This window comes from Fructobacillus papyriferae, assembly GCF_018437225.1.
Lineage (GTDB): Bacteria > Bacillota > Bacilli > Lactobacillales > Lactobacillaceae > Fructobacillus > Fructobacillus papyriferae.
Genome location: NZ_JAAMFI010000001.1, coordinates 609553 through 635241, shown reverse-complemented (window position 1 = coordinate 635241; position 25689 = coordinate 609553). Strand labels below are relative to the sequence as shown.

Sequence of the window (25689 nt, the reverse complement as noted above, 5' to 3'; positions counted from 1 at the left end):
TAAATGGCAAATGATAATGGCTTCGTGGATATTACGCCACAGGCTGGTAACGGCGATCAGTACCATGACCCGACTCATATTCCCAGCGAAAATGAGTTTTCTCAAGACATTAATAATGGTGTTGTTGACAAGAACAGCCGCACGTTAGCTAAATGGTTACGTGAAAAACAATGGGGAGTCGATGTCCGAGAGGCATTGGCTCTTTTTGTTGAGTGGTTAAGTACCAAATGGCACAGAAACAAAGAATTGATTGATCAAAACGCTAATCGTCAATCACAGGTTGAAAAACGACAGACTGACCTTGAAACTCGTTTTACTGGAGTATTAAGTGGAGCGACTAAAGATAGTGAGGTTATTGACGCACGCAACAGCCAGACATACGGCCAGTTCGATGTACTAGACAAGCGCTTTGAAAACATTGAGACCTTGCTTGCCAAGTACGTGCCACAAGGTTTTGAAGTAACGATTAAGCACAACTTAAATCGCATGCCAACGGTGTCTGCATTCAGTTATGAGTGGGGAATTGGAACAGCGCCTAATGGTTTTGGAACAGAACCAGAAGGGTTATTTGGTGGAACTAATCCAGTATCGGTTGCCAGCAATGTTGTCTATTCAGACGTGAATACGGTCAAAGTGGTGCTTCCACTAGATTACAAGATGGACGGCACAATCGAACAACATGGTAATAGCTGGTATTTAGTCGAAGGCATTAAGTCTTTGAAGTTCAAATTAGAATAAAGGAGAAATCATGGAAAAGATTTTTAAGGGCATGGATAACGGACCAGATGTAATTAATGGCAACTTCAACGAATTGTCAGACCCAAAGCGTGATGTGACGGTTAATGATTTGACAGTGAATGGTCAATTGACTATTGCGCCAAATCAAAAAAATTACTCAAAAACAATTACCGATAATAATGGACTTCAATTTACAATCAATCGAATTGGAAATATTGTGTTTGCTTTTTTCAGCGGGAATCCAACCGCAACAGGTTCTAACGTTTTGTTGGCAACTGTCCCAGCTGGTTACCGCCCAATTTCTAACAATTATTTCATTGTAGAAGGGATTTGGGACAATTTAATGACGTTTCTTGTCACGACCGGTGGTCAAGTTATGACAGGCACACATGGGTCTTCAAACGGAGGAGAACGTGGTGTTCAGGGTTCATCTGTTTGGATAACGCAAGACGATTTCCCAGAATAAGGAGGACTAATAAATGCAATGGTATTTTAAATATAACCCAAACACTTTTGAATTTATCCCAGGAGCTATTCGAGCTGAAGAACAGCCGGAGAATACAACAGATATTGAACCAACTGGATTCTATGGACTTCCTAAGTGGAATCCATCCACTAACTCATGGACAGGTCAGTCGATTGGTGATTATTTGGCAGAACAAAAGGCAAATGCAAAGCAACAGTTAGACCCACAGCAACAGCAATTAAACACGATTGCTAATCAGCTTTTGAAACAAAATATTGCATTGTCACAACGAGTATCGGCTCTTGAAAGGGAGGCTAAGTGATGTTTGACGTTTTAAAAAATTGGTATGAGATGGGACTAGAAAGCAACGATAGTCTTAAGAATTGGGTAATCGGAGAGGTTATCACAGCGGACCAATACCAGCAAATCACTGGTACTTTGTATTCGTTTTAAGGAGGTTAAATGAAGCGACATTTTTGGAAAAATCGTCAGTGGGTAACCATTGCGGTTGAGGAAATTGTTGTTGGTCTTGTGGTTATGTTGCACTACCAGCAACTTGATATTCGGTTGCCACCCGCACTAGGGTTACTAGATGATGCACCTTTTGGAATGCTGTACATCACAGTTGGAGTAGTGCTACTAGTTAACTCTCTTTGGGACTTCTATTGGTATCGCATTCGGTTAGTATTGATTGCTTTATCTGGTGGTATGTGGACAGCCCTGACGTTTAGCTATGCTATTAACGATTATGTGACAAACAATGTCACGATTGTTCCATTTATCTTTGGAATTATCACACTAAACGTGTTTCTTAGTGCATGGGACGAACCACGTTATAAGTTGAAGGGAGGTGAGCATGTTTGAAAATCTAGGTGCTTTTTTTGCTGTGATTGGGACAATTGCCACCGCCTTTTTTGCTTGGCGAGGGAAACGTGAGGACACAACACAAAAACATGATGACACGTTGAGCCTGATGTTTAAAGCTCAAAGTGACTTAGTGAAAGACCTTTCGTTACAGGTTAGCGATCTTAACACGGAAATCAAAAAGTTACGGACAGACAACGAAAACTTAACGAACGAAAATCGAGAGTTGCGAATCGAAGTCCGTAGTTTGACTAACAAAATTGATGAATTGATGACGGCTAATTAGTCGTCTTTTTTATTGGAGGAATAAAGATGAATTTAACCGATACATTGGTGTTGTCATTGGCTTTTGCGGCCGTTGCTGCACCGGCAGAGCACGCCTTGATTCGCTGGTTGCGAACGAAGACGAAGAATGGGAACGTCCAGCTATTGCTTACCTGGGCAGACCAGGCCGTTGCTTTGCTTGAAAAGAGTGATCTAGCTGGCACACAGAAGAAGCAGGAGGCGATTGATTTCGTTTCGCAGCGACTCGTGGCAAACAAGCTAGCAGGTAAGTTCTCACAGGAACAGCTATCAGCGGTTATTGAACAGGCAGTGGCGCAGTTAAATAAGGAGGCTAAGTAATGACATTATACGTAGGCGATGTTTCTTCACACCAGGGTGACAATATTGACGGAATTGTTGCAGATAACAACGCTGTGATTGTTAAAGTCACAGAGGGTAACTATTATGTGAACCCAAATTGGCAGACACAGGCGCAAAAAGTTCTTAACGCTGGTAAGAAGTTGGGGTTGTACCATTTCATCAATGCCGGTGTTGATAACAATACGCAGGCCCAATATTTCTTGGATACGATCGGTGGGTATGCTAATCAAGCTGGCGTAGCCCTTATGCTCGACTTTGAAAACATGTCAAACCGTACGCAATATCCAACGTTGACGGGCAATGAACCAAAGGCGATTGCGGATTATATCGACGCCAAGACGGGCAAGACAACTTGGTTGTATATCGGCTATGCAGACATTCAAAGCGGTTACACATGGAACGACATGAAAGACCGCCCACTGTGGGTAGCTGACTACCCAAGTAATGACGGTTCGCCATACTCACAAGAGTTGCAAGAGTGGGAAGACAGCCACCATTTTAACGTGTTGAAGTACTGGTCAACAGTCACGATGTGGCAATATGATTCTGTTCCATATGATCGTTCCGTCTTCTATGGCGATGAAGGGACGTGGGATAAGCTAGCCGGTGGAACGGGTAGCGACTCACAACCTAGTGATAACCAAGCGACGTTTCGAAGCGAGCCTGCAACTTCTGCGATTGATAAGTTTATCAGCGTGGCTAACAAGTTCATCCTCGCAGGATCGTTTGTGATTGATACATGTGAGTTACAAAATGATATTTATCAGGTTAAGTCGGAAGAGTTGTGTGCTGACCCATTCGACTGGTCGCATAATGGTATTCCAACTAAGCTGTTGGATGACTTGGACGACATGGACGGCCGTTCATTTGAAGATGGCCATCGTGTCGCATTCAAGAAGAACAACCAACGTGGCACGATTGATAAGTACGACCGTTCAGCTAATGCAGTTGGTATTGACTTCTTAGACGGTAACGGTATCATCTGGTTTGACGCTGACAAGTTCTGGAATCACGAATAAAAAAGCCCTTCGGGGCGTACATAAATCAACTAAATAAGGCTTTTACCCTGTGCATATCACTGGTATAATTTGACATACATTATAGTGAAGAGAGTTTTAACGTGCTAGACTTAATATTAAAAGTACTACAGATATTTTCTGCATTAGCAACAGTAGTAGGTGTTATTGGACTATTTTTAACGATTAAAACATATAAAGAAGGTAAAATTATTCAATCTAAGAGTGAGGATAGGCGGATTATACTTACGTCCATTCAAGTTCTAGAAATATTTTCCAATCGTATAATACCTGATATGGGAAAATACGAACAAGAAGTTTATGAAGAAATACCAAAGAATAAGAAAAAGGCTGTTGATGCTATTAATAAAGCTTCAAAAGAATCCGGATTAGCGAATATAATAACCGTTGAAGATTTGCCTAGTGAGTTAGTTGATCAGATAGTATTGGCAACCAAAATGGAATCTAACTTATTAAAAACATTTAATAGTTTAGAACATGTTTCTGTATATATTAATTATGGATTGGTTGATGATTCATTAATATATAATGCAGTTCATAACGTATTTTGTAATTTTATAGAACGGAATAAAGATGTTTTTGATCATTTAATAACTGATGAGGTACCGTTTATTAATATTAGGACATTATATGATAATTGGAAAAAGTAATTATATTTTTTGATTGTTGACATAATGAAAATTATTTGTAAAGATGATTATAGGAATAAAGAGGTGAATCAGATGGAAAAAATATTTGAAGCATACTCAAAAGAATTAACTAAAGAAATTCAGAATAAAGTAGTCGAAAATAGAGACAAAGTTTATTCGGAGGATTTGTTTGGTAACTACCGAAGAGCTTAGATTATACAAAAAGACCTGCAATTAAGTAGGTCTTTTTGTATACAATGACCTAATCTAATTTATTAGAAAGCTACTCGGGCTGTACGCAGTGGGATAGCGAAAAAGACGGGGAAAACGCAGACGTGTGCCCGTCTTTTTTTTGTGCCAAAAAAGTCTAAAAAATGTTGACAAATAGTACTATCAGTAGTATTATAATAAGTATAGGAAGGAGGAAAGATATGAAGAAACACAAAAGAAAAAAGCTGACCAATGCAAGAATTATGCGACAAGTTGCTGTAATCAACTTAATCGCTGCACTAATCAGCTTATTATCAAACCTGTTCAAATGAACAGTCAGCCCGCAAGGGCTGTTTTGTGTACCTTCATATTAACAAATTATGAACAAGAAAACAAAATATAACTATATTACATTGGCTATTAGCGTTTTGGCGCTTGTGATTGCAGTTATTGCATGGGTGATTTAAATGGCACTAACACAAACAGAAAAAAATAAACTTTGGCAGGAAAAAAATAAGGAACATAGTAAGTACTTGAAGTATCGTTCCACGTCACGATCATTTATTCGAAATTTAGCCACAGAAGAAGACTTAAAGGAATTGACTAAATTGATAGAAGAAAGAAGTAAGAATATTGGCAAAGAAGGATAGTAAACAAATAGCTTGGGAAGTTTTTAAAGAGATTGAACCGTTATGGAAGAAACAACCAAACACCATTTATGCTATTCGTGTCGTAATGCCAGAGTTTAAGCATGACATCAATGTCTTTTTTGAATGGAACAAGATTGGGCGGGCCACTATTTCTCGTGAAGTAGCATCGTATAATCCAGGAAATGTTGACGCAGTCATGGATGCTGTTGAAGTTTTGAAGATAAAGTATAATTTAACAGTAAATCTATATAAATAAGGAAGGTTTATTTTAAAACATGCCCCAAGTTTAAATTAGCCGTTCTCAATTATTGCAAAATATCAATCTTTAATATTTAGACCAAATTAAGACCAAAACGTATAAAACTACTGGTATTAAAGCAACGATTAACGTGGTTACCACCTTTTCGGCCATTTTCTAGGATTTCTGGAAGATGGCCTTTTTTTCTTTGTAAACGTTGGTATAAAAGCGTTTATAATGGTTTCTTGTTATTGTAAGTTAACGTCAGTTTACTTATATTTTCCAATGATTTGCCACATTTTTGCCACAATTTTAGCTGAGGTAAACTAAAGTAAACTGAGTGTTTATCAGCGTTTCTGTTTGCTCTATTTTTGATTTGAATATTTACTGAGGAATAATTTGCCATAAATAAAAAAAGAAGGTTTAAAAACCTTCTAGAAGTTGAATTGTTTTTTTTCACGTTCAGTAGTTCGCTTGTCTTCCAAAAGATGTGTGTAGGTACGCAACGTAATATTAATACCAGAGTGTCCAAGACGCTCGCTAACGTATTGTAGAGCAATATCATTAGCAGTAGATATGAAGCGTGTGTGCCTAAGAGCGTGGAATGTGACGGTCTTTGAATCGTTGCCTAATAATTTAGCTAACTTCTTATTGCAGGCATTATTAGTTGGTGGTGTTTGGTCATCGTAAGTAAATGCAAAGTGTTCGCCGAACTTCCAATTTTTAGCGATTTCAAAGAGTCTTTCTGGCATGTCAATCGTTCGAACAGAGTAAGGTGTTTTTGTCTTCTTAATCTCACGGTCAGTTGCTTGCCAAGCTTTGTTGATTGTTAGTGTTTTATTTTTAAAATCAAAATCATCTTTACCAAGAGCTGCTACTTCAGAATAGCGGCATCCTGAATAAATGCCCGTCAATATCATGTGAGATGTTACATCATCAGATTCCAAGGTGTTTTTCTTTAATAATTCTAGTTCATCGTTTTCAAGAAACTTCAACGATTTATCTTTTGATGGTATGGCAGAATAACTTTTTGTGCTTCTAGTAAAATCTCGTCCAATATATTCTTCGTCAACAGCATATCTTACAAATTGCTGTATAACGTTTTTTACCTTTGAAACGGTAATCATGGCATGTGTTTTTCCATAGTCGTTAATAGCTCGCTGAAACATGGATGCCTTGACTTCAGTAATATCAACATCATTAAAGTGCTTTTTCAGTGAGTTGAATCCTTGCTTGTAAGTACTTTTTGCATTGGTTTCAAGGTGAGGTTCTTTGAATGTTTCATACCATGACCAATATAGGTCAGAAAACATGCCATCTTTTATGTTCATTTTGTTGTGGTACTTGTCATGGTCTTGGTCCGTTTCCCACGCCATGGATTCTCATTTTGTTTTGAATCCACCTTTGGTCTTACGTTTATAATTTCCATTATTATCTTTGTAAGAAACTCGAACTTGCCAAGTGCTTTCACGCTTCGAAATAGCCATGATTTCCTCCTTTTAGGTAAAAATAAAAAGGCCTAGGCCTTTCGGTAGGTATGTACGCCCAAAAGGGCATTGATTACATCTTAATTTTATATGACTTGCTTCCAACTTTATTGAACTTTGCATCTTCGAAAGTTACGTTGATTGGATTATTATTAACAAGCGTGTATTCAAGTACAACAGGAACCGTTTTACCTGGCAAAACTTTCTGGTTTAAGTTATCACTTTCAGTTTGATAAGGAACACTAAAATCATCATTAACAGCAGGAACGCCTGGATCTAGCTTCTGATTTGTTGAATTTGTTTTTTGATAAGCATGAACGACTGCATACATTGCTGACGCATCAGCTTCTTCTTTCGATACGTTAGTCATTTTTCCATGTAAAATGAAAACCTTTGTGCCGTTCATTCCATCGATTATTTCTCCGGAAGTGAAAGTTGTGTTCAGTTTACCAGCGTAATATGTATTTCCTCTAAAATGCCATTTATTACTTGTCTTCGACTTACAAAATGTAGGTAATTGCCCGTCATTATTTGCAACGTATGTAGCAAATCCAATTGCGAAAATTGTTATTAATGCCATGATCCAGAACCATACATGTTGATAAAAACGTTTTGACTTCACTTCTCTCTCCCGTTCAGTTTTTTACGTGGTTCCGTACTGCACATATCAAATTTTCAATATGATCTTAAAAGTTACGCAAGTTCTTCTTGATTATAAATCGAATTGTGGAAATGAAGAACGTCGTTGGCAATTGTATTCCCGAATTGTTGAAGCCTTACATACAAACTAGATTGCTGCTGAACAGAATACAACATATTGTATTGATCCAACATTCTATGAAGCATACTTTTTTTAACTGAGTATTTATTATTACATTGTGCATACTCTTCATATATAAAGTTTACATCTTCTTCTGAAAGTAGAAATCGTCTAGACAGTATAGATTTTATTCTGTTCGTGACTACCGATTTTGAAATTTTAGAAGCTGCACTAATCTGCTTCAAATGGAATCCTTTATTAATTTGTCTACAAAAAACATTGAATGGAAGTAAAAGGTTAGCTGCGAAAGTATTTGCTTCAAATTCATAATGATTGGTTTCATCATACAAACTTTCACTGATTGTGAACGTTTTTGATATCGGATGTCCTAAAACCACATGTCCAATTTCATGTGCGATTGTAAATCCTAGTCGAACGTCTTGATTTTTGTAGTGTAGCCTTTCATTAATAACAATTGTTGATTCGTATTCATCAGAAAAAGCAAAACCAAGCAAGTCTTCATTATTGAATTTAAAAAAATCCACATGTCCAATTTCGTCAATTACGACGTTTGCAAAACTATCTGCCTGCATGGAAAGCGCATACTGACTTAGGTCCTTTGACCCCATATATTTGGTTTGGAATATTTTTGAGTATGAATCGGCTTTTTTTATGACTTCTTCGTAATTGCTCATTGTTTATTCTCTTTCTTTAGCAATTCGTTCTGCTCTGAATTTCATGTAATCTGAAATATCATCCACTAATTTTTCTTTTTCGTCAGAACTGAGGTGGTTATCCTCAGTATATTTACGGAACATACCGGCGATTTGGATATTATCAAAAGAATCTTCTATTCGCGTATGATCAATGGCATCATCTCCAAGTAGTTCTTTAACATCAACATTTAGTGTATTAGCGACTTTTTTAAGCGAATCAATACGGGGCGTTTCAGTTTTCCATCTATAAATGGCGTTTTCTCCAAGACCGGATTCTTTGGCAACCGTTTTAAGGTTGATTCCTCTTTTTTTCGATATTTCTTTGATATTTTCAAAAAGCGTCATATCAGCACTCCTTTGAGTTCTGATGAATAAAAATTACCTAATACAGAACTAATGTGTTGACGAAATTACTGTAAACAGATATTATTAATTCATCGAGTTATTAAGCAATAAAAAACAAACATATTCAAAAACTAGCTTGTCGGCGGCCTTAATGTAATTTTGTACTGCTTATTTACTTATGACTTGATTTTACTGTTAACGGTAAAAATAGTCAATAACTTGATAAAAAATACTGAAAGGAGAGAAAAAATGACGGAAAGTGAAAAAGCGGCGTTTGATATTCGAAAAAATTTAAGATTGCGTTATTTGAGCGAGGACTGAAGTAAGTTGAAATTGCTGAAATGATTGGAATTTCTCATGCTCAAGTAAGTCGGGCATTCCAAGGAAACGTTGCGCCGAAAGATCGTGAGATTCAAAAGGAAGCTGCAAAAATCTTAGGAATTGGATTGTAAGGAGGCGAAATGCCAAACGAAGTAAAGACTTTCAACTTTGAAAGCGATGACGTTAGAACAGTAATCATTAATAAAGAAGTGTGGTTCGTAGGTAAAGATATTGCGCAAACTCTTGGTTATTCTAACAGCAATAAAGCTGTTCAGAATCACGTTGATGATGAAGACAAAACTCAATCCCAAAATGGGAACGAGTTTGGGCAACGCGGGGTATACATGACAGACGAAAAGGCAGCGGCGCTGATTAGTAATCGTGATAATACCTTGTCAGACTTGCTCATCCAAGCTGGTGAACAGCTCAAGGCTAAAGACTTGCAGATTTCAGAAATGAAATCAAAGGCATTGTTCGCAGATGCAGTCAACAGAAGTAATAACAGCATTCTGATCGGACAGCTTGCTAAGATTTTGAGACAAAACGGTGTGGAAATTGGACAAAACCGATTGTTCCTATGGATGCGAAAGAACGGTTACCTTGGTACGCGAGGTGAGAACTATAATCAACCCACGCAAAAGAGTGTTGACCGTGGGATTATGGAAACAAAGGTTCGCACTTTTAATAACACAGACGGTTCTGTTCGAACGGCTCGAACGACGAAGATTACTGGTAAAGGGCAGATTTACTTCGTAAACAAGTTGTTGAAGGAACAGGAATATGAAGAGATGGCGTGAGGTAATTGATGAAACGTGACCCATGTACGCTTAATCGTATTGATCAAATAAGCGACAACGAATTTGATGCTTTTATTTCGATTAACGTAGGTAAGAAGAAAAAGAAAAAGCTCCGAAAGTTTGACAAGAAACTATCAGAGCTAAACAGCTGAAGCGCGAAATTGAAGAATTATGATTCTTCGTTGAATGTAAGGTTTAGATTGGTAATCGCACCACAGTGAGGGCAAACGTTTTTACCGCTAGTTGCTTTATACGTTTTGCCACAACTACCACATTCAATTTCAAACTTTTGTTTTTTGGCAAATTCTTCGATGAATTGATGGCTTTCAAGGGAATTCATCAATTCATCGAGACCTTCAATATTTGCTGGCATAGTGTTCTCCTTTCATTTACTCGGCATAGCAGTGCCTGTAAATAAAGGATACCAAAAGAAAGGAATTGAAATGAGAAATGAAGATGAAGATTTCTAATGGCGGGTAAGAATTTTATCTTAACTTGTCGGATTACTTTTAGGAACTATAGTAACTATCTTATTAACGCATTAAACCAGACAGGAATAGTACCACCGATAAAACCAAGAAGTGCTGGAATAGTAATATTCCAAATGATCTTGTTTTTAAAATTGATTTTCTTTATATCGAAATATGTTTTTCCTGATGTTGTTGTATAGAAAAGAGATTGAGCAATTTTTGATACATATCCGTTTTCAATTAGTTCAGCTAATGCCAGTTCTGTTTTTGATTGATAGTTTGGCGAAAAGTTTCTATAAATTTCTCCTTCAGGAATGTATTGATCATTTTGGTGGATTGTTTGAAATTCATCATTTACGAATTTTTTTAGAAGGTGTTCAGCATTTTTTGTAAGCATTGGTTAACTCCGTTTTGATTATTAATATCTAAATCATACCAAAAGAAAGGAATAACAATGACTAGTTTTAAATCAAAATATTCGTGGTCGATTTCTGAAATCTGTGAGTATGCAGGATTTTCTAGACAATTTTTCGATTCACATTGGCGGAATCACAAATGGTTTCCAAAACCAATTACACAGTCTGGAAATAAGGTTTTATTTCGCGGAATAAAAATTGAAGAATTTTGCGACAAGATAGAAAAATATGGAGGTGCATGATGAACGAAATTATGTTTTGTAACAATGTTGTTCTTGGTATTTGCTTATCAGGAGCTGGTATTTCGTTAACGGTGTTTTTTTACAAATATCAAAAATCAACATACAACGAAAACGACATTCAAAATGACATTCGAAAAAATCATGAATCGGAAATTAATGGAATCATTAAAGAACAGAAAAAAGCTCTCAAGGCTGCAACCAAGAGAGCTTAGGCATAATATTTCCAAGACAGAAAATTATGCCCTATTATATCACGGAGGGGAACTATATGACGTTTGAACAAAAGAAAATGAAGCAGAAAGATCTGCGGCTTTATGAAGTATTGCAAGATGCTGTTTATGCGAAGCGTGATGCTTTAGCTAAAAATGCGTAAATGATCGAAGATCTAACCATAGACCGACAAAAGTTGCTGGAAGAAATCGAACAGTTAGAACAAGAGGCACGAGAACTATGACAATTGAAAACAGCATGCTGATGTACCAAGAAAACATTCAAAAAGAATAAGAGTACGAAGATTGGCGTGATGTAATCGAGTTTTCTGAAAAAAGCGTCACCAACTAAATAGTAGGCGAGAAGACATTCTCGATGAAGTGTATGAAGATTTTGTTGAACTGTCTGTTCAACAATTTAAAGAATACCAATCAAAAGTTGAAGAACTCGATGAACAAATTGAGGAATGTGACGAAGAATTTCGTGAATATGAAGAAGAGATGGAGAACTTATGATTGAGAACTACAACATCGATAAGCCACAGGCCGAATTTTTCGAGGCGTTGAGTAAGTTGCAAGATAAACTTAAGCAACCAACTAAAACAAGGACTGGAGTTCAGGGGCGAAGTATGCTGACCTGAACGATGTAGCACAAGCGATTCGAAAGGCGAACAAGGAAGCCAAGCCCGGCCTTTCATTCTCACAGGCAATCATCACAAATATGAACGCTTCAGGACATGATAGCCGACACGTTGTTACTTACATCCCGCACAAGTCAGGAGAGAGCTTAGCCATTGAGGGATTACCAGTCACTTCCTCTAACAACAGTCAGGAATCGATGAAAGCTGCCGCATACGCTAAGCGTGGTTCATTGATGGCTGCATTCGGAGTAACCCCGACGAATGAAGATAACACGGCATGGCACGCTGGTAACTGGGATGCTAACTCATCCTCTATTGGTATCGAACATGCAAATCTAACTGGCGCTCCCGATTATGATATCGCTCAAGCAACGATTGATGCCTCAGCTAAGCTAGTTGCGGATATTGCACAGCGCTATGGATTTGGACGAGTTGTCCCATATCAGAATTTGTTCCCACACTCATCATTCACGTCCACGGCTTGCCCTGGTAAGTTGAAGGACAAGCTGCAGGAAATTGCCGACAAGGCCAATGACATTATTGCTGATGGTAATGGAAACGTTGCTACTCAAGCAGCACAAACGTCACAACCCGAACAGCAGGAAGTAGACAACCGTTCAGCATCTATCAAGGAATTCCAAAACAAGTGGAAAAAACGGTGGGCTATTCGTGGGAAGTTCACGATTCGTACGTGCCAAAAGGTATATGGCATGTTCCAAGTATTGACGGATGACCTTAATGTCGAACCAAATTCTTGGTATTATAACGGAATTCCTACTGGACTTCTTGAAGATGTATCTGATCCAGAAGGACGTTCATTCGAAGATGGTGCTGCTGTTAGATTTAAGGATGGCGTTAACTCTGGTGTCATTTCTGCATACGATAACAACGACAACGCTGTTGGTATTTACTTTGCAGGATATCGTGACATGATTTGGTTTGATGCTGATAAGTTTCTGGCGCATCCTTGATTAAAGGGCTTCGGCCCTGTACATATAAATTGAATACAAAATTAAAAACCTGTGATATACTGTAGTCACGAACAAGACTTAATTTCATAGTTCCGTCTTGTTTGAACCCACCATTTTTAGACTGGCGAAAATGGAAGCCTAATGATTGGGCCTTGTACATCATTGTATGTCTCTACCGTGACGCCTGACGGTACGCCAGCGTACATATTGTTGCTCGGGTAAAATCCCGGGCATTTTTTTTAGTTTTGGAGAATAGTAAGTGTATAAATCCTTTGATTACATAGAATTGAATACATTGAAAGAAATTGTTGATAATTATGAACGTGACTTTCATGGACATACAGTAGAAATCACAACTAATTTTAAGCCCCTCCAGAATATCGTAATAAACTTTGATGTTTTAGATGTTCCACATCTTTTAGGACTTCAATATTTATCAAAGCGAAGGTCTGCTAGTAAAAATATTGAGATGATAAAATCTGGAACTTTAACTATAGAAGATATTAAACGAGATCCATCATTTGGGGATCGGATTAAGGATAGGTTCAAGTATCATGAATTTTTTAACGAAGTATTCAAAAGTAATTCGTCGCAACTAATGGTAATTACTAGAGATATTCGCCCGCCTAGGTTAGGTAATGTTGAATTTCTTATCTATGATTATCTTGATCCAAAAAGAAAAAAGATGGTACTCATCGGCTTTTCTCCAAATAATAAGGGGTACTATGTACCTGCTACTCTTCATGTTAGGAAAACACCTAACATTTTTACTGAACGTAGATTGACTGAAATAAAGTCGATGAAATGGATTAGATAATGATGGTTGGCCTGCTTAATTGCGGGCCTTTTTTATTTAAAGATATGACTTAGACGAATTGTCACTATTAATAGAAGAAAGACGTAAAATGTTATAATAAAATCGTCGTCAACTGCCAGACGACTTCCGGGAAGCGATGACAATAAGCTTCCTTTTTAATTTGCCACATTTTTGCCACAATATTGGTTAATGTACTGATATTAAGTCGTCGGTTGATGTGGTTACCACCTTTTCGGCCATTTTCTAGGATTTCTGGAAGATGGCCTTTTTTCTTTGTAAACGTTGGTATAAAAGGGCATAACCGGTTACGGTGCCTAAGGTTCGCTGTGTTGTCGAATCAAAGACCGCAAAAAGATCATGGATGGAACGAAGCTGCGCGCAAGTCACCGATGCTTTTTAGTGGCTCTTTTTAGAATGATTACGACTTGTTCGTAACTGAACAAAACGGGTGATCAATTATTAAAAAAGGCTTGTTATCAGGTTATTATTAAAATAATAATTGAACAAAGATGATCAAATTTACTGAAATATTCTCGAAATGTGTTATACTAAAGGCAGTTATTCGAGCGAATAATGGAATAGGAGATACAATTCATGGGAATGCGTGTTGATAATTATGTCCATCCGGAAGAAAAGAAAGTGGTTGACGAAAAGCGAATCAAGATGCTGAAGCTTTTCTCAAAGATTGCGACGGCAACTTGTATTTTGATGTATGTCTCATACATCCCGCAGATTATCGCGAACTTTTCCGGTAATCCAGTAAACCCTGTTCAGCCAGCGGTTGCAATGATTAACGCAACGCTTTGGACCGGTTATGGTTGGTTGAAGACTTACAAGGATTGGCCAATCATTATTTCTAATGTGCCTGGTATTTTCTTTGGATTGGTCACAATTGTGACGATTTACATTCACTAATAGCAGTTATAATGTTGGTCAGCACCCGAGGGTGCTGACCTTTTTTATTGCGCTTAACAAAGGCGTGGCGGACTCGTTTCATTTCCGAGATGCTGGTGGTAAAATAATGCTTATCGAATGAAGGGAGGGGAGTCGATGTCGATTCAATTAACTGATGCTGTATCCGTTTTGTCTGGCGTCGGGCCAAAGCGCGAAAAAGCGCTCCAGGACCTCGGAATTTTTACAATCGACGATCTGCTTTCCTACTATCCTTATCGCTATGATGATTTGGGCGAGCGCCTGCCATCCGAGACCTTGGATGGTGAAAAGGTCACTTTTAAAGGCGTGATTTCCACACCGCCCGTCGTTCGTCGTTATGGGAAGCGTTCGCAAACGGTGGTCGGCCTGCTGGTCGACCGGGAGAACGTCCGCGTGACTTTCTTCAATCAGCCCTGGATCAGCAAGAACCTCGAAGTTGGCCAGGAGGTGGCTGTCTACGGGACCTATAACGCGGCCCGGGCGGCTTTGACAGCGATCAAATTAGTGCCGGCCTCCGTTGACGGTCTGGCACCGATCTACCCGGTCTCCAAGGCCATTAAGGCTAAGACCATCGCAGAATTGGTTGAGCAGGCCTGGGGACAACTTCGTGGTACTTTACCCAATTTGGTGCCAGACGAACTGCGAGAAAAGTACCGGCTCTTGGACAAGAATGAGCAGGTGGAATACTCGCATTTTCCAAAGGATAAAGTGGAATCCAAAGCTGGCCGTCGTTCAGCCGCCTTTGAAGAATTTTTCCTCTTCCAAATGCGCCTACAGTTGGTCAAGCAGGCCGATAAGTCCTTTTTGGGCGAGGCTTTGGCCTACGACGCTAAGCAGGTGCAAGCCTTCATCGACGCCCTGCCCTTTACGCTAACCGACGCGCAAAAGCGGGTGGTCGACGAGATCTTAGCTGATCAAGCTGCCCCACAGCACATGAACCGCCTCCTGCAAGGAGACGTTGGTTCCGGTAAGACGGTTGTGGCTGCGATTGCCATGTACGCGGCGGTCACGGCCGGCGCCCAGGGGGCGATCATGGCGCCAACCGAAATTTTAGCTCAGCAGCACGCCAAGGGGCTGGCCAAGCTTTTTGATTCAGCGGGGATTTCACTGCGGGTGGAATTGCTCACGTCGGGCTTGAAGGCTGGACAACGACGTCAGATCTTAGAAGATTTGGAGGCGGGTGACATCGACATTGTCGTCGGAACCCACGCCTTGGTCCAAGAAGGCGTTTACTTCCACCACCTCGGGCTGGCCGTCATCGACGAGCAGCACCGTTTTGGTGTCAAGCAGCGGGCGAAGCTTCGAGAAGGTGGCGTGAACCCAGACATTTTGGCCATGACCGCCACACCAATTCCACGAACCTTAGCGATCACTTCATATGGCGAAATGGAAGTGTCGATCATCGACGAGTTGCCGGCTGGTCGAAAGCCGATTATCACCAGCCAGCTGTCCAACCGCCAGTACGATCAGGCGATGGATTTGCTGAAGGGGGAGCTTTCTAAAGGCGCGCAGGCCTACGTGGTCACGCCCCTGATTGAAGAGTCGGAAAGCCTAGATGTCCAAAACGTGACGGCCGTCTACCAAGAACTACAGGAAGAACTGCCGGATTATCAGGTCGGTCTCCTGCATGGTCGCTTGCCAAAAGAAGACAAGGATGTTTTGATGGCCGGCTTTTCGGCCAACCAGATTCAGGTCTTGGTGTCGACAACCGTTGTCGAAGTTGGCGTGGATGTGTCAAATGCCTCGGTTATGTTAATATTAGATGCTGACCGTTTTGGCCTGGCGCAGCTGCACCAGTTGCGTGGTCGTGTCGGCCGTGGGGAACGCCAGTCCTACACGGTGCTTTTGGCCGATCCGAAGACCGATTATGGAAAGGAACGGCTTTCAGCTTTGGTTGAGACGACGGACGGCTTTGAGCTGGCGCAGCGCGATTTGGAACTGCGTGGTTCCGGTGATATTTTGGGCACGAAGCAGTCGGGGATGCCGGACTTCAAGGTCGGCGATCCGGTCAAGGATTTGACGATGCTGACGATTGCCCAAGAAGAAGCGTTAAAGCTGGTTCGAACGGACAAATGGGACGAGAAGCCAGGCCACCAAGCCTTGGTTGATCACCTTTCCCAAACGATGGCCGCTTTTAGACACTTTGATTGATAATGTTTTATAGTTAAAGAAAGACTCGAAGGAGATTTGTTGTGATTAAGATTGCGATTGATGCGATGGGTGGCGATTATGCCCCAGACGAAATTGTAAAGGGTGTTGAGCTTGCCCGTGACCGATACCCTGAATTGGAATTCTTGTTGTTCGGAACGGAAGCAAAGGTCAAGCCTTTGATCCAAAACATGGACCGGTTGACTTTGGTGCCCACGACAGAAGAAATCGAAATGGGCGAAGAGCCTGTTAAGGCAATGAAAAACAAGCCGGATTCTTCCATGGTTCGTGCTGCAACGGCCGTTAAAAACGGGGAAGCGGATGCCTTCTTCTCAGCGGGTAACACAGGGGCTATTTTGGCTTCTGCGATCTTTATTGTCGGTCGCATCCGTGGCGTGGAGCGTCCTGCTTTGGCAACGGCCTTCCCAAGCTTTGGCGAAAAAAGCGACGAGTTCGTCTTTATGGACTTGGGTGCCAACGCTGAAAACAAACCTTCCCACCTTTACCAATACGGGATCTTGGGAACTTTCTATGCAGAATCTGTCATGGGAATTTCAAATCCACGTGTTCGCCTGTTGAACAACGGTGGCGAAGAGGATAAGGGTGATGACGTCCACAAGGCCGCCCATCAATTAATGAAGGACACGGAAGCCTTCAACTTCTTAGGAAACGTTGAAGCCCGTGAAATCATGGATGGCACGGCTGATGTGGTTGTGGCTGACGGCTTTTCTGGAAATGCTACGTTAAAGGCCATTGAGGGAACGGCCTTGACGATGATGGGGCAAATTAAGGAATCCATCAAGGCTTCTGGAATTCGTGGTATCTTGGGTGCGCTTTTGCTGAAGCCAGCCCTGCGTTCGTTGAAGCACAAGTTGGACTTTAACGAAAATGGTGGGGCCGTCGTCCTTGGTGTCAAGGCACCGGTTGTTAAGACGCACGGTTCTGCCAAAGCGACGGCGGTGGCCAACTCCATGGGCCAGATTCAAAAGATGGTCGAAGAGAACTTGGTTCAAAAGACGACTGACTTCATCAAGGAAAACGCCGACAAGATGAAGGTAAAAAAGAACGCAAAATAAATACCGCAAGGCCTTCATTTTGTGGTAGTATTAGTTCGATTTGATTTAGCTTGAGGAGAGAACAATGGCCTTATCGAAAGAGCAGATTTATGCAAAACTCGAAGACGAAGTAGCCAAACGCTTCGAGGTGTCGAAAGACAAGATTCAAGGGGATCACGATTTTGTAAAAGAAATCGGCGCCGACTCGATCGATGTTGTCGAACTCGTTGTGGAAGTGGAAGACGAATTCGATATTGAAATTCCAGACGAGGATTTGGACGAGTTGACATCGTTGAATAAGGTCACGGACTATATTTATGCACATGAGTCGAAGTCGAAGTAACGCCTTTTCCTTTTTTAAGAAGGAAGGGAAGCAATCCGCTCGACCCATGGTCAAAAGAAAAAAGCAAAAGACAGTCAATCAAGCGCATATGGCTTGGCAAAAGACGATTGGGACACCTGCACAACTCGCCTTACAAAAGCGAGTGGCGGCGGTGTCCCTTTCTGCCTTCCAGCAGCCTTTTTTGCACCAAGCGGTTTATAATAACCGGTTGCAAACGACCGGGGGCCGCTATCATCTGTCGGACCATCACTTGGATTTTAATCCAAAAATGGCCGATCGAAGCGATTTTGATGCGATTATCAAGCATGAGCTCTGCCATTATCATTTGCATTTGGCTGGGCGCGGCTATCAACATCGACAGCAGGATTTTAAGCACCTGCTTGCGGCGGTCGGTGGTTCGCGTTATGCACCGGATATTGGCAACCGGCGTCAGATGAACAAAAAGTACCGGTATCGCTGCGATAATGGTCATCTGATCGAGCGCGTTCGACGAATCGACGTCAGGCGCTATCGCTGTGGCCAGTGTCGTGGCCGTTTACATTTAGAAAGTGATTTAGGATAGGCAAGATCGCCTTTCGATCAATTTTTTTGTTCGAGTCAAAAGCGTTCCGTTATTTGCGACAGGGCGCTTTTTTTGCTATGATAAATTTCAGTAATAAAGCGCTTTCAAAAAGAGGATTGAAACGATGGTCGACGAAAAGAAAAACGCTACAATTTACGATGTTGCCGCAGCAGTTGGCGTTTCTTTGGCGACGGTTTCACGAGTTGTTAACGGCTCGGACAACGTTCGACCAGCCACTCGTGATAAAGTCTTAGCGGCCATCAAAGACCTTGGCTACCGGCCAAACGCCGTGGCCCGTGGACTTGCCTCAAAAAAGACCACAACGGTTGGGGTCGTCATGCCAGATATGACCAACTTATTTTACTCGGAATTAACACGTGGCATTGATGACGTGGCCAACATGTACCAGTATGATGTGTTGTTGACCAATACGGATGATGACCCGAAACGAGCGCTAACGGCTGTCAAAAATTTGGCTGATAAGCAGATCGATGGCCTGATTTTTATGGGTAGCCAGCTGTCAGACGAAGTGTTGTCCGCTATTCAGGCAACCGGTGTTCCCGTCGTTTTGGCCGGATCTGTCGACCACGGTCGGGTGCTGCCTTCTGTAAACATCGACTACCAAAAAGCTTTTTTTGAAGTCAGTCAGCATTTCTTAAAAAAGGGACAAGAGCGCCTGGCATTGGTGCTTGGTTCGAAGGATCGGGCCATTGATGTCGATTATCGTAGAGCAGGTTATGAAGAAGCCTTGCAAACATCCGGTCAGATTTTAGACGAGTCGTTGATTTTTACTGGTGCGCGTTCTTATCAAGACGGGCAAGAGATGGCGGCAGGTGTCATTGCGGCAAAGGCTAGCGCTGTTGTGGCTTACGATGATGAGGTGGCTTTGGGGGTCTTGAACGGCCTGCAGGATCGGGGAGTCAATGTGCCAGAAGAAGTCGAGATCGTTTCGGCTAATAACACTACCTTCACCCTGGTAGCCCGGCCAGAATTGTCGTCCATCGATCAGCCAAAGTATGACATCGGTGCGGTCGCCATGCGGATGCTAACCAAACTGATGGATCATGAAAATCTATCTGAAAAGCAAGTGCTACTGCCTTATACGATGGTTAAGAGAAATTCAACAAAATAAGTGCTGGGAAGTGAACCGAATTTGGATTTACTTCTTTTTATTTAGAATGAAAATAAAGTAATTGCCTTTTTGTGCCAGCTCCGCTAAACTAGTCAAAGATAGTCTTTGGAGGTTAGGTTCTTGAAAAATATACGTTTTCTTTCACCATTTTCCTTGGTGTTATTAATGATTTCTTTTACCATGTCGATTTCCCAATCGACGATGACGACGGCTTACCCGATTTTGATGAAGCAGTTTGGCATCGATGCCGCTGCCGTTCAGTGGGTAACGTCTGGTTTCATGGTGGCGATGACTTTGGTGATGCCCCTTTCGCCATGGCTGCTTGATAATCTGCATTTGAAGAAGTTACTGAACTTAATTGTGGCTGTTTTCTTAGTCGGGACTGCTATTGCAATGGTGACCCCAAACTTTTTGGGCGTGATTGTCGGTCGCTTGCTCGAAGGGGTGGCTGTTGGGGCGCTCTTTCCAACTTACCAAGCCGTCATCATGGAGAACACGAATAAAGAAGATCGCGGGATTGCCATGGGGGCCGTTGGGCTGGTGATGTCATCGGCTTTGGCCGTTGGTCCAATCGTGTCTGGTATCGTCTTGCAATTTGGGACCTGGCGCTTGCTCTTTGCCTTTTTCTTTGTGGTCTTGCTTGGCCTGATTCTTTTCATGCAAAAGCAAATTCAAAATACGCATCAATTAAACAAGCGGGATTTTGATTTCTTATCGGCCTTTTTGCTGATTGGCTTTGCTGGAATCTTGTACACTGTTTCGATCTTGCCAGCAAAGGGTTGGTCATGGACGTTGATCGTCACGCTAATTGTTTCGCTCTTGCTGTTGGTCATCTTTGTGATTCGCCAATTGAAGATGGACAATCCTTTCTTGGATCTGCGTGTTTTTGAGCACCGGGGCTACTTGCCAGCCATGTTGCTGACGGGGATGTCATATTCCGGATTGATTACGGCCACTGTGATCATGCCCTTGTACTTCCAAAAAGTTTTCTTATTAGCCCCAATTTGGTCCGGCCTTTTGATGATTCCAGGCGCGGTCTTCCTGTCCTTTCTAAATCCAAAAGCAGGCCGGCTTCTTGGGCAAATCGGGCTTCGTCCTCTGGTTTACATTGGATCCTCGATGATGCTTTTAGGTTACCTGTTCTTGGCCGTCTTTGGGACGAAGTTCCTCTTGCTTGCCATCCTGGGTGCCATGATGCTTGAAGGAGGTAACGCCTTCATCATGATGCCGGCCGTGACCGCAGCGTCCAACGCGCTACCAAAGCATTTGATTTCTCACGGAACAGCCATTATCACGACCATGCGTCAGTTGATCGGGGCTTTGTCCATTTTGCTAGCCGGTCTCTTAATCGGCTTCTTCCATCAGGAACACAGTTACGGTTCGGCGCTGAACTTGACGGCCGCTTGGTTTGTTTTGGTCCCATTAACGGGCTATTTCTTGGCGAGCCGCATTAAATCCAAAAAGTAAGCCAACAGACGACGAAAGGTCGTCTTTTTTTTACTGGTTTTTGTATAGAAAATCACGTACAATGGATGAAATGAGAATTTTTTTGGACAGACAGCGTACGTGATGTATGGAGGCTATTGTGGCTAAGAAACCGTTTTTGATTGGGATTGCAGGTGGTTCTGGTTCGGGTAAGACCACTGTTTCGAGGGCGTTGATTACCCGTCTTTCGGATAATAACCCGATTTTGCTTCAAGAGGATGTCTATTATAAAGATCAATCCGCTAAGCCAATGGAGGAGCGGATGAAGACCAATTATGACCATCCCGATTCAATCGAGGTTGATCGTTTTGTGGCTGATTTAAAAAAGCTGATCCATCAAGAGGCAATCGATGCGCCGGTTTATGATTATGCCGAGCACACACGTTCTAAAGAGACAACACACATTGAGCCTGGCGATGTCGTCATTGTTGATGGGGTGTTGCTCTTTAATGATTCTCGCGTTCGGGAGTTGATGGATTTGAAAGTCTATGTCGACACCGATGATGATGTTCGCTTTATTCGTCGGCTTCAACGAGACACGCACGAACGAGGTCGAACGGTTGAAGGGGTGATCGAACAATACACGGCAACGGTCAAGCCCATGCACAATCAATTTGTGGAACCAACCAAGCGCTACGCTGATATCATCGTTCCAGAAGGTGGCGGTAACTATGTCGCCATCGACATTTTGATGAACCAGGCGATTGCCATGGTGAAAAAAGAAGATTAAAAATAAAAAGACGCGACCACATTGTGGGGCGCGTCTTTTTTTATTGTCTTCTGGTTCCTTCGATGACGTCACGCATGGTGTCAACAACAGATTGCGTGGCCTTTGGGAGTTTGGATCCGGTCAGGGTGAAAAGGGTGTCGATAATCGTTAATTGTGCGATTAAAGAAGACATTGATTCGGAGCGGTAATTGACCTCTTCAGCAAGCGAGAGCAAGACGATGTCGGCCATTTGTGCAAGGGGGGAGTCAGCAAAAGAGGTGATGGCGATGAAGGGAACCTGGTGTTCGTTTAGTTTTTGGGCTAAAAAGAGCGTGTCGTCGTTTCGCCCTGAGTGTGAGATGACAACAGCGGTGTCCTGGGGTGTTAATTTGACGGCTTGCATGAGTTGGATATCATAGTCTGGATGAGAGATGACATCGATGGGGGTACGCAAGAATTTGTGATAAGCGTTAAAAGCGACAATCGAGGAACCGCCAATTCCAAAGAAGCCAACCCGCTTGGCTGAGATGAGCCAAGACAAGGCTTTATCTAACATTTCGGCTGAAAGGGCTTCTGAGGTCATGGTTAGCGCATTTTGGGCACCTGAGAACACTTTTTTCTTGATGGCTTCGGTATTGTCGTCGTCTAAAATTTCACCAAACAGGTCGAGTGGTGCCTTTCCCTGCTGATAAGAGGCTAAGGCGACCGAAAAATCGCGGTAAGAGGAAAAACCGATTTTTTTGACAAAGCGCGAAATCGATGCGGCGGATACGTTGGCTTTTTGAGCCATCGATTGGATCGTGTCTTCGGCTGCCTGATCGAGGTTGTCTGAGATGTAGTCGACCAGTTTTTGTTCGGTTTGATTATAATTGTTGGGTCCCTTGCCAAGTTGGGCAAAGATGACCCGTGCGGTGCTTTCTTTCATAGTTAACGTCCTTTGTTATGTTTACTATACAGAAGATGAAAGTTATTTTCAATTTATAGCTTGTGTTCTGAAAATGTTTTTCATATAATAGGAAGCGTAGTAAATAAAGATATTTGATAAAAGAGGTAATACACATGAAGTTTGCCATGATCGGTCTTGGAAAGATGGGTCTTAACTTGGTTAAGAACGCCGTTGACAATGGCCACGAAGTTGTTGCATTTGATTTGAACAAGGACTTTGTCGCAGAAGCAGATGCATACTCAGACAAGGTTGAAGGTGTGAACTCACTTGATGACATGCTTGCTAAGTTGCCATCACCAAAGGTTGTTTGGGTAATGGTACCAGCTGGTAAGCCAACGAACTCAACGATCGACACGTTGATCGAAAAGATGGACAAGGGCGACATCATCATCGATGGTGGAAACTCAAACTACAAGGACAACTTGGAACAAAACAAGCGCACGACTGCTGCTGGTATCAACTTGTTCGATGCTGGTACGTCTGGTGGAATGTCAGGTGCCCGTAACGGTGGTAACTTCATGATCGGTGGCGACAACGCCGAAGCATGGAAGACCTTGGAACCTTTGTTCGAATCAATCGCCCAAAAGGACGGTTACTTGTACACGGGTCGCCTTGGCTCAGGTCACTACTTGAAGATGGTCCACAACGGAATCGAATACGGTATGATGCAAGCCATCGCCGAAGGTTTCGAAGTATTGGAAGCTTCACAATTCGACTACGACTACGAAGCCGTTGCTAAGCTTTGGAACAACGGTTCTGTTGTCCGTTCATGGTTGATGGAATTGATCGAAGAACAATTCGCCAAGGACCCTAAGTTGTCAGCAATTTCTGGTCGCATGCACTCATCTGGTGAAGGTAAGTGGACGGTCGAAGAATCACTTGACTTGGAAGTTCCTGCTCCAGTTATCTACTTGTCACTTGCGATGCGTTACCGTTCATTGCAAGAAGACACGTTTACTGGAAAGGTTGTTTCTGCTTTGCGTAACGGCTTCGGTGGTCACGCAATGGACTCAGCAAGCAAGTAATTTCGAAAAACAGTCAAAAGCTCCCCACCAAACGCGGGAGCTTTTTGTTTGTTAGATAAAGTAAGCGTTACCAAAATTATACTTTTGGGCACCACTTTGTCTCGTATTGAAGCAAATGGAGACATGACATGGACTACATGATCGGAATCGATTTAGGAACGACCTCAACAAAGGCCGTTTTATTCGATGACCAAAACCAAGTCGTTGCGCAGGCCAACTACGGTTACCCCCTTTATCGGGAAACGACCGATATGGCCGAAGAAGACTTGGATGAAATTTTCGTGGCCTTCACGAACGCTTTGGGGGCTGTTGTCCGCAAGGCGGAATTGGGAAAGGGAAACACCATTAAGGCTGTTTCCTTCTCCTCGGCCATGCACTCACTGATTGCCTTTGATAAGGATTGGCAACCACTTACTCGGGTGATCACCTGGGCCGACACCCGTGCGGTTAAGTACACGGATGAATTGAAGGCTTCTGGACTTGGGATGGAAATCTACCAAAAGACTGGGACACCAATTCACCCGATGGCGCCTTTGTCTAAGATGTTGTGGTTGAAAAACGACCAAAACGAAATCTTTAAAAACGCCGCACACTACTTAGGAATTAAGGAATATCTCTTCTACCGTCTCTTTGGTACGAATAAGATGGATATTTCGATTGCTTCTGGTACCGGAATGTTTAACATTTTTGACCTTGACTGGGATCCTCAGGCACTGGAAGTCACCGGTGTCTCGAAGGACCAGTTGCCAGAACCCGTTTCCCCATATGAGTATGAAACGGGAATGAACAAGGAATTGGCCGTTGTGCTTGGCTTGCCAGAAGACGTGCCCTTTGTCTACGGAGCCGGTGACGGTCCGCTGTCCAACCTCGGCGTGGATGCTGTCCAACCAGGAGTAGCGGCCATCACCATTGGAACGTCTGGTGCCATCCGTGTTGTTTCAGACAAACCAGTGATTGATCCAAAGGGGCGTACCTTTACCTATGCCTTGGATAAGGATCACTGGGTTGTCGGTGGGCCAGTTAACAACGGAGGCGATGTCTTCCGTTGGGCCAAAGACAACTTGTTCGATGCTGAAAAATCAACGGCTGCCTTGCTTGGCCAAGACGCCTATGATTTGATGACAGAAATTGCCTCAAAGATTCCGGCCGGTTCTGACGGTCTGCTCTTCCACCCATACTTGGGTGGGGAACGGGCGCCCATTTGGGACGCTAACGCTCGTGGTTCCTTCTTCGGTTTGAACCACTCGCACACCCGCGCCAACATGCTCCGCGCTGTTTTGGAAGGGATCACCTTCAACGTCTACATGGTCTCACTTGCTCTAGAAGAAGTGGTTGGCTCACTGAAGTCCATCCAAGCAACGGGTGGCTTTGCGCGTTCACCACTTTGGCGTCAAATGTTTGCTGACATTTTTGAGCAGCCAGTGACGGTGCCACAGGCCTTTGAATCAGGGGCTTTGGCAGCCGTTGTGGTGGCTCAAAAGGCACTTGGTCAAATTGATGATTTGTACGAAATTTCAAAGTACATCGGTAAGTCAAACACTTACCAGCCAGAACCTGAAAATTTCGAAGCTTATCGTGAATTGGCCCCAATCTTTATTCGTCTGTCACGTCAATTGCAGACCGAATACGACAACATTGCCGACTTCCAGCGTAAGCACGCTCGGCCGGTAGAAGAAAAATAA

The 25689-nt window shown here is 42.4% G+C and carries 32 protein-coding genes and 1 pseudogene; 25 read left to right on the top strand and 8 right to left on the bottom strand.

The features are described 5' to 3' along the window. The first annotated feature begins 3 nt into the window (after positions 1 to 3). From G6R27_RS02925 to G6R27_RS02875, 11 genes are all read left to right on the top strand, one after another. Positions 4 to 738: a hypothetical protein gene (locus G6R27_RS02925; RefSeq protein WP_213819579.1), complete on the top strand. Its 735-nt coding sequence runs from the start codon at positions 4 to 6 to the stop codon at positions 736 to 738. Between the two features lie 10 nt (positions 739 to 748). Continuing rightward, complete coding sequence (locus tag G6R27_RS02920) at positions 749 to 1204, top strand: hypothetical protein (RefSeq protein ID WP_213819578.1); 456 nt, start codon at positions 749 to 751, stop codon at positions 1202 to 1204. 13 nt (positions 1205 to 1217) lie between these two features. After that, complete coding sequence (locus G6R27_RS02915; RefSeq protein ID WP_213819577.1) at positions 1218 to 1526, top strand: hypothetical protein; 309 nt, start codon at positions 1218 to 1220, stop codon at positions 1524 to 1526. Next, positions 1526 to 1657: an XkdX family protein gene (locus G6R27_RS02910; RefSeq protein ID WP_213792959.1), complete on the top strand. Its 132-nt coding sequence runs from the start codon at positions 1526 to 1528 to the stop codon at positions 1655 to 1657. The genes G6R27_RS02915 and G6R27_RS02910 overlap by 1 nt, the downstream gene beginning before the upstream one ends. A 9-nt stretch (positions 1658 to 1666) precedes the next feature. Continuing rightward, on the top strand, positions 1667 to 2068 hold the full coding sequence (locus G6R27_RS02905; RefSeq protein ID WP_213792958.1) for a hypothetical protein: 402 nt from the start codon (positions 1667 to 1669) through the stop codon (positions 2066 to 2068). Next, complete coding sequence (locus G6R27_RS02900; protein ID WP_213792957.1) at positions 2061 to 2354, top strand: hypothetical protein; 294 nt, start codon at positions 2061 to 2063, stop codon at positions 2352 to 2354. Before G6R27_RS02905 ends, G6R27_RS02900 begins: the two co-directional genes overlap by 8 nt. Positions 2355 to 2380: 26 nt before the next feature. Then, positions 2381 to 2692 carry a phage holin, LLH family gene (locus G6R27_RS02895; RefSeq protein WP_213819576.1) on the top strand — a complete coding sequence of 104 codons (312 nt, stop codon included), beginning with the start codon at positions 2381 to 2383 and terminating at the stop codon, positions 2690 to 2692. Further along, a complete protein-coding gene (locus G6R27_RS02890) occupies positions 2692 to 3732 on the top strand; it encodes a GH25 family lysozyme (protein WP_213819575.1) in 1041 nt (346 codons plus the stop codon). The genes G6R27_RS02895 and G6R27_RS02890 overlap by 1 nt, the downstream gene beginning before the upstream one ends. Positions 3733 to 3833: 101 nt before the next feature. Next, a complete protein-coding gene (locus G6R27_RS02885) occupies positions 3834 to 4400 on the top strand; it encodes a hypothetical protein (RefSeq protein ID WP_213819574.1) in 567 nt (188 codons plus the stop codon). A gap of 656 nt (positions 4401 to 5056) precedes the next feature. Beyond that, complete coding sequence (locus G6R27_RS02880) at positions 5057 to 5239, top strand: hypothetical protein (RefSeq protein ID WP_213819573.1); 183 nt, start codon at positions 5057 to 5059, stop codon at positions 5237 to 5239. After that, on the top strand, positions 5223 to 5495 hold the full coding sequence (locus tag G6R27_RS02875) for a hypothetical protein (protein WP_213819572.1): 273 nt from the start codon (positions 5223 to 5225) through the stop codon (positions 5493 to 5495). Before G6R27_RS02880 ends, G6R27_RS02875 begins: the two co-directional genes overlap by 17 nt. 416 nt (positions 5496 to 5911) lie before the next feature. On the opposite strand, the gene G6R27_RS02870 is transcribed toward G6R27_RS02875, so the two are convergent. The 5 genes from G6R27_RS02870 to G6R27_RS02855 form a co-directional block, all read right to left on the bottom strand. Beyond that, positions 5912 to 6853, bottom strand: coding sequence for a site-specific integrase (locus G6R27_RS02870; RefSeq protein ID WP_230791213.1), 942 nt, complete (start codon positions 6851 to 6853; stop codon positions 5912 to 5914). Positions 6854 to 6859: 6 nt separating this feature from the next. Next, positions 6860 to 6964, bottom strand: coding sequence for an Arm DNA-binding domain-containing protein (locus G6R27_RS06360; RefSeq protein WP_230791215.1), 105 nt, complete (start codon positions 6962 to 6964; stop codon positions 6860 to 6862). A 73-nt stretch (positions 6965 to 7037) separates the two neighbouring features. Then, positions 7038 to 7586, bottom strand: a complete 549-nt coding sequence (locus tag G6R27_RS02865) for a DUF5067 domain-containing protein (protein WP_213819571.1) — start codon at positions 7584 to 7586, stop codon at positions 7038 to 7040. A gap of 71 nt (positions 7587 to 7657) precedes the next feature. Beyond that, complete coding sequence (locus tag G6R27_RS02860) at positions 7658 to 8419, bottom strand: ImmA/IrrE family metallo-endopeptidase (RefSeq protein ID WP_213819570.1); 762 nt, start codon at positions 8417 to 8419, stop codon at positions 7658 to 7660. A 3-nt stretch (positions 8420 to 8422) separates the two neighbouring features. After that, positions 8423 to 8785, bottom strand: a complete 363-nt coding sequence (locus tag G6R27_RS02855) for a helix-turn-helix domain-containing protein (protein WP_213819569.1) — start codon at positions 8783 to 8785, stop codon at positions 8423 to 8425. Positions 8786 to 9246: 461 nt separating this feature from the next. Between G6R27_RS02855 and G6R27_RS02850 the strand changes: the two genes are divergently transcribed. Then, positions 9247 to 9903, top strand: coding sequence for a phage antirepressor KilAC domain-containing protein (locus G6R27_RS02850; protein ID WP_213819568.1), 657 nt, complete (start codon positions 9247 to 9249; stop codon positions 9901 to 9903). A 169-nt stretch (positions 9904 to 10072) separates the two neighbouring features. Here the strand turns inward: G6R27_RS02850 and G6R27_RS02845 are convergent, their stop codons facing one another. Continuing rightward, positions 10073 to 10276, bottom strand: a complete 204-nt coding sequence (locus G6R27_RS02845; protein ID WP_213819567.1) for a hypothetical protein — start codon at positions 10274 to 10276, stop codon at positions 10073 to 10075. A gap of 152 nt (positions 10277 to 10428) precedes the next feature. Continuing rightward, positions 10429 to 10770: a hypothetical protein gene (locus tag G6R27_RS02840; protein ID WP_213819566.1), complete on the bottom strand. Its 342-nt coding sequence runs from the start codon at positions 10768 to 10770 to the stop codon at positions 10429 to 10431. A 260-nt stretch (positions 10771 to 11030) separates the two neighbouring features. On the opposite strand from G6R27_RS02840, the gene G6R27_RS02835 reads away from it, so the two are divergent. From G6R27_RS02835 to udk, 11 genes and pseudogenes are all read left to right on the top strand, one after another. Beyond that, on the top strand, positions 11031 to 11243 hold the full coding sequence (locus G6R27_RS02835; RefSeq protein ID WP_213819565.1) for a hypothetical protein: 213 nt from the start codon (positions 11031 to 11033) through the stop codon (positions 11241 to 11243). Positions 11244 to 11871: 628 nt separating this feature from the next. After that, positions 11872 to 12852, top strand: a pseudogene (locus G6R27_RS02830) (peptidoglycan recognition protein family protein); the annotation flags it as partial. A 259-nt stretch (positions 12853 to 13111) separates the two neighbouring features. Continuing rightward, positions 13112 to 13669, top strand: a complete 558-nt coding sequence (locus tag G6R27_RS02825; protein WP_213819563.1) for a PBECR4 domain-containing protein — start codon at positions 13112 to 13114, stop codon at positions 13667 to 13669. A 600-nt stretch (positions 13670 to 14269) separates the two neighbouring features. Continuing rightward, a complete protein-coding gene (locus G6R27_RS02820; protein ID WP_213819719.1) occupies positions 14270 to 14584 on the top strand; it encodes a SemiSWEET family transporter in 315 nt (104 codons plus the stop codon). A 135-nt stretch (positions 14585 to 14719) separates the two neighbouring features. Next, entirely contained in the window at positions 14720 to 16753 is a 2034-nt protein-coding gene (gene recG, locus G6R27_RS02815) for an ATP-dependent DNA helicase RecG (protein WP_213819562.1), read from the top strand. A 44-nt stretch (positions 16754 to 16797) separates the two neighbouring features. Continuing rightward, the gene (gene plsX / locus G6R27_RS02810; RefSeq protein WP_213819718.1) at positions 16798 to 17826 is read left to right on the top strand and encodes a phosphate acyltransferase PlsX; all 1029 of its coding nucleotides are present in this window, start codon (positions 16798 to 16800) and stop codon (positions 17824 to 17826) included. A gap of 64 nt (positions 17827 to 17890) precedes the next feature. Then, positions 17891 to 18148 carry an acyl carrier protein gene (locus G6R27_RS02805; protein ID WP_213819561.1) on the top strand — a complete coding sequence of 86 codons (258 nt, stop codon included), beginning with the start codon at positions 17891 to 17893 and terminating at the stop codon, positions 18146 to 18148. A gap of 88 nt (positions 18149 to 18236) precedes the next feature. Beyond that, complete coding sequence (locus G6R27_RS02800) at positions 18237 to 18710, top strand: SprT family protein (protein ID WP_213819717.1); 474 nt, start codon at positions 18237 to 18239, stop codon at positions 18708 to 18710. Positions 18711 to 18834: 124 nt separating this feature from the next. Then, positions 18835 to 19842 carry a substrate-binding domain-containing protein gene (locus G6R27_RS02795; RefSeq protein ID WP_213819560.1) on the top strand — a complete coding sequence of 336 codons (1008 nt, stop codon included), beginning with the start codon at positions 18835 to 18837 and terminating at the stop codon, positions 19840 to 19842. Between the two features lie 165 nt (positions 19843 to 20007). Continuing rightward, positions 20008 to 21309, top strand: a complete 1302-nt coding sequence (locus G6R27_RS02790) for an MFS transporter (RefSeq protein WP_213819559.1) — start codon at positions 20008 to 20010, stop codon at positions 21307 to 21309. Positions 21310 to 21427: 118 nt separating this feature from the next. Continuing rightward, positions 21428 to 22057, top strand: coding sequence for a uridine kinase (gene udk, locus G6R27_RS02785; RefSeq protein ID WP_213819558.1), 630 nt, complete (start codon positions 21428 to 21430; stop codon positions 22055 to 22057). Positions 22058 to 22097: 40 nt separating this feature from the next. On the opposite strand, the gene G6R27_RS02780 is transcribed toward udk, so the two are convergent. After that, positions 22098 to 22961: a MurR/RpiR family transcriptional regulator gene (locus G6R27_RS02780; protein WP_213819557.1), complete on the bottom strand. Its 864-nt coding sequence runs from the start codon at positions 22959 to 22961 to the stop codon at positions 22098 to 22100. Between the two features lie 134 nt (positions 22962 to 23095). Here G6R27_RS02780 and gnd point away from each other — a divergent pair, with 134 nt between their 5' ends. Both gnd and gntK read left to right on the top strand, forming a co-directional pair. After that, the gene (gnd, locus tag G6R27_RS02775) at positions 23096 to 24007 is read left to right on the top strand and encodes a phosphogluconate dehydrogenase (NAD(+)-dependent, decarboxylating) (RefSeq protein WP_213819556.1); all 912 of its coding nucleotides are present in this window, start codon (positions 23096 to 23098) and stop codon (positions 24005 to 24007) included. Between the two features lie 128 nt (positions 24008 to 24135). Further along, positions 24136 to 25689: a gluconokinase gene (gntK, locus tag G6R27_RS02770; RefSeq protein WP_213819555.1), complete on the top strand. Its 1554-nt coding sequence runs from the start codon at positions 24136 to 24138 to the stop codon at positions 25687 to 25689.

Excerpts from the sequence above, each read along its gene's own strand:
- G6R27_RS02925 (WP_213819579.1), top strand. The coding sequence starts at position 4 with ATGGCAAATGATAATGGCTTCGTGGATATTACGCCACAGGCTGGTAAC.
- G6R27_RS02920 (WP_213819578.1), top strand. The coding sequence starts at position 749 with ATGGAAAAGATTTTTAAGGGCATGGATAACGGACCAGATGTAATTAAT.
- G6R27_RS02915 (WP_213819577.1), top strand. The coding sequence starts at position 1,218 with ATGCAATGGTATTTTAAATATAACCCAAACACTTTTGAATTTATCCCA.
- G6R27_RS02910 (WP_213792959.1), top strand. The coding sequence starts at position 1,526 with ATGTTTGACGTTTTAAAAAATTGGTATGAGATGGGACTAGAAAGCAAC.
- G6R27_RS02905 (WP_213792958.1), top strand. The coding sequence starts at position 1,667 with ATGAAGCGACATTTTTGGAAAAATCGTCAGTGGGTAACCATTGCGGTT.
- G6R27_RS02900 (WP_213792957.1), top strand. The coding sequence starts at position 2,061 with ATGTTTGAAAATCTAGGTGCTTTTTTTGCTGTGATTGGGACAATTGCC.
- G6R27_RS02895 (WP_213819576.1), top strand. The coding sequence starts at position 2,381 with ATGAATTTAACCGATACATTGGTGTTGTCATTGGCTTTTGCGGCCGTT.
- G6R27_RS02890 (WP_213819575.1), top strand. The coding sequence starts at position 2,692 with ATGACATTATACGTAGGCGATGTTTCTTCACACCAGGGTGACAATATT.
- G6R27_RS02880 (WP_213819573.1), top strand. The coding sequence starts at position 5,057 with ATGGCACTAACACAAACAGAAAAAAATAAACTTTGGCAGGAAAAAAAT.
- G6R27_RS02870 (WP_230791213.1), bottom strand. The coding sequence starts at position 6,853 with ATGGCGTGGGAAACGGACCAAGACCATGACAAGTACCACAACAAAATG.
- G6R27_RS06360 (WP_230791215.1), bottom strand. The coding sequence starts at position 6,964 with ATGGCTATTTCGAAGCGTGAAAGCACTTGGCAAGTTCGAGTTTCTTAC.
- G6R27_RS02860 (WP_213819570.1), bottom strand. The coding sequence starts at position 8,419 with ATGAGCAATTACGAAGAAGTCATAAAAAAAGCCGATTCATACTCAAAA.
- G6R27_RS02855 (WP_213819569.1), bottom strand. The coding sequence starts at position 8,785 with ATGACGCTTTTTGAAAATATCAAAGAAATATCGAAAAAAAGAGGAATC.
- G6R27_RS02850 (WP_213819568.1), top strand. The coding sequence starts at position 9,247 with ATGCCAAACGAAGTAAAGACTTTCAACTTTGAAAGCGATGACGTTAGA.
- G6R27_RS02845 (WP_213819567.1), bottom strand. The coding sequence starts at position 10,276 with ATGCCAGCAAATATTGAAGGTCTCGATGAATTGATGAATTCCCTTGAA.
- G6R27_RS02840 (WP_213819566.1), bottom strand. The coding sequence starts at position 10,770 with ATGCTTACAAAAAATGCTGAACACCTTCTAAAAAAATTCGTAAATGAT.
- G6R27_RS02835 (WP_213819565.1), top strand. The coding sequence starts at position 11,031 with ATGAACGAAATTATGTTTTGTAACAATGTTGTTCTTGGTATTTGCTTA.
- G6R27_RS02820 (WP_213819719.1), top strand. The coding sequence starts at position 14,270 with ATGCGTGTTGATAATTATGTCCATCCGGAAGAAAAGAAAGTGGTTGAC.
- recG (WP_213819562.1), top strand. The coding sequence starts at position 14,720 with ATGTCGATTCAATTAACTGATGCTGTATCCGTTTTGTCTGGCGTCGGG.
- G6R27_RS02805 (WP_213819561.1), top strand. The coding sequence starts at position 17,891 with ATGGCCTTATCGAAAGAGCAGATTTATGCAAAACTCGAAGACGAAGTA.
- G6R27_RS02800 (WP_213819717.1), top strand. The coding sequence starts at position 18,237 with ATGGCTTGGCAAAAGACGATTGGGACACCTGCACAACTCGCCTTACAA.
- G6R27_RS02795 (WP_213819560.1), top strand. The coding sequence starts at position 18,835 with ATGGTCGACGAAAAGAAAAACGCTACAATTTACGATGTTGCCGCAGCA.
- G6R27_RS02790 (WP_213819559.1), top strand. The coding sequence starts at position 20,008 with ATGATTTCTTTTACCATGTCGATTTCCCAATCGACGATGACGACGGCT.
- G6R27_RS02780 (WP_213819557.1), bottom strand. The coding sequence starts at position 22,961 with ATGAAAGAAAGCACCGCACGGGTCATCTTTGCCCAACTTGGCAAGGGA.
- gnd (WP_213819556.1), top strand. The coding sequence starts at position 23,096 with ATGAAGTTTGCCATGATCGGTCTTGGAAAGATGGGTCTTAACTTGGTT.
- gntK (WP_213819555.1), top strand. The coding sequence starts at position 24,136 with ATGGACTACATGATCGGAATCGATTTAGGAACGACCTCAACAAAGGCC.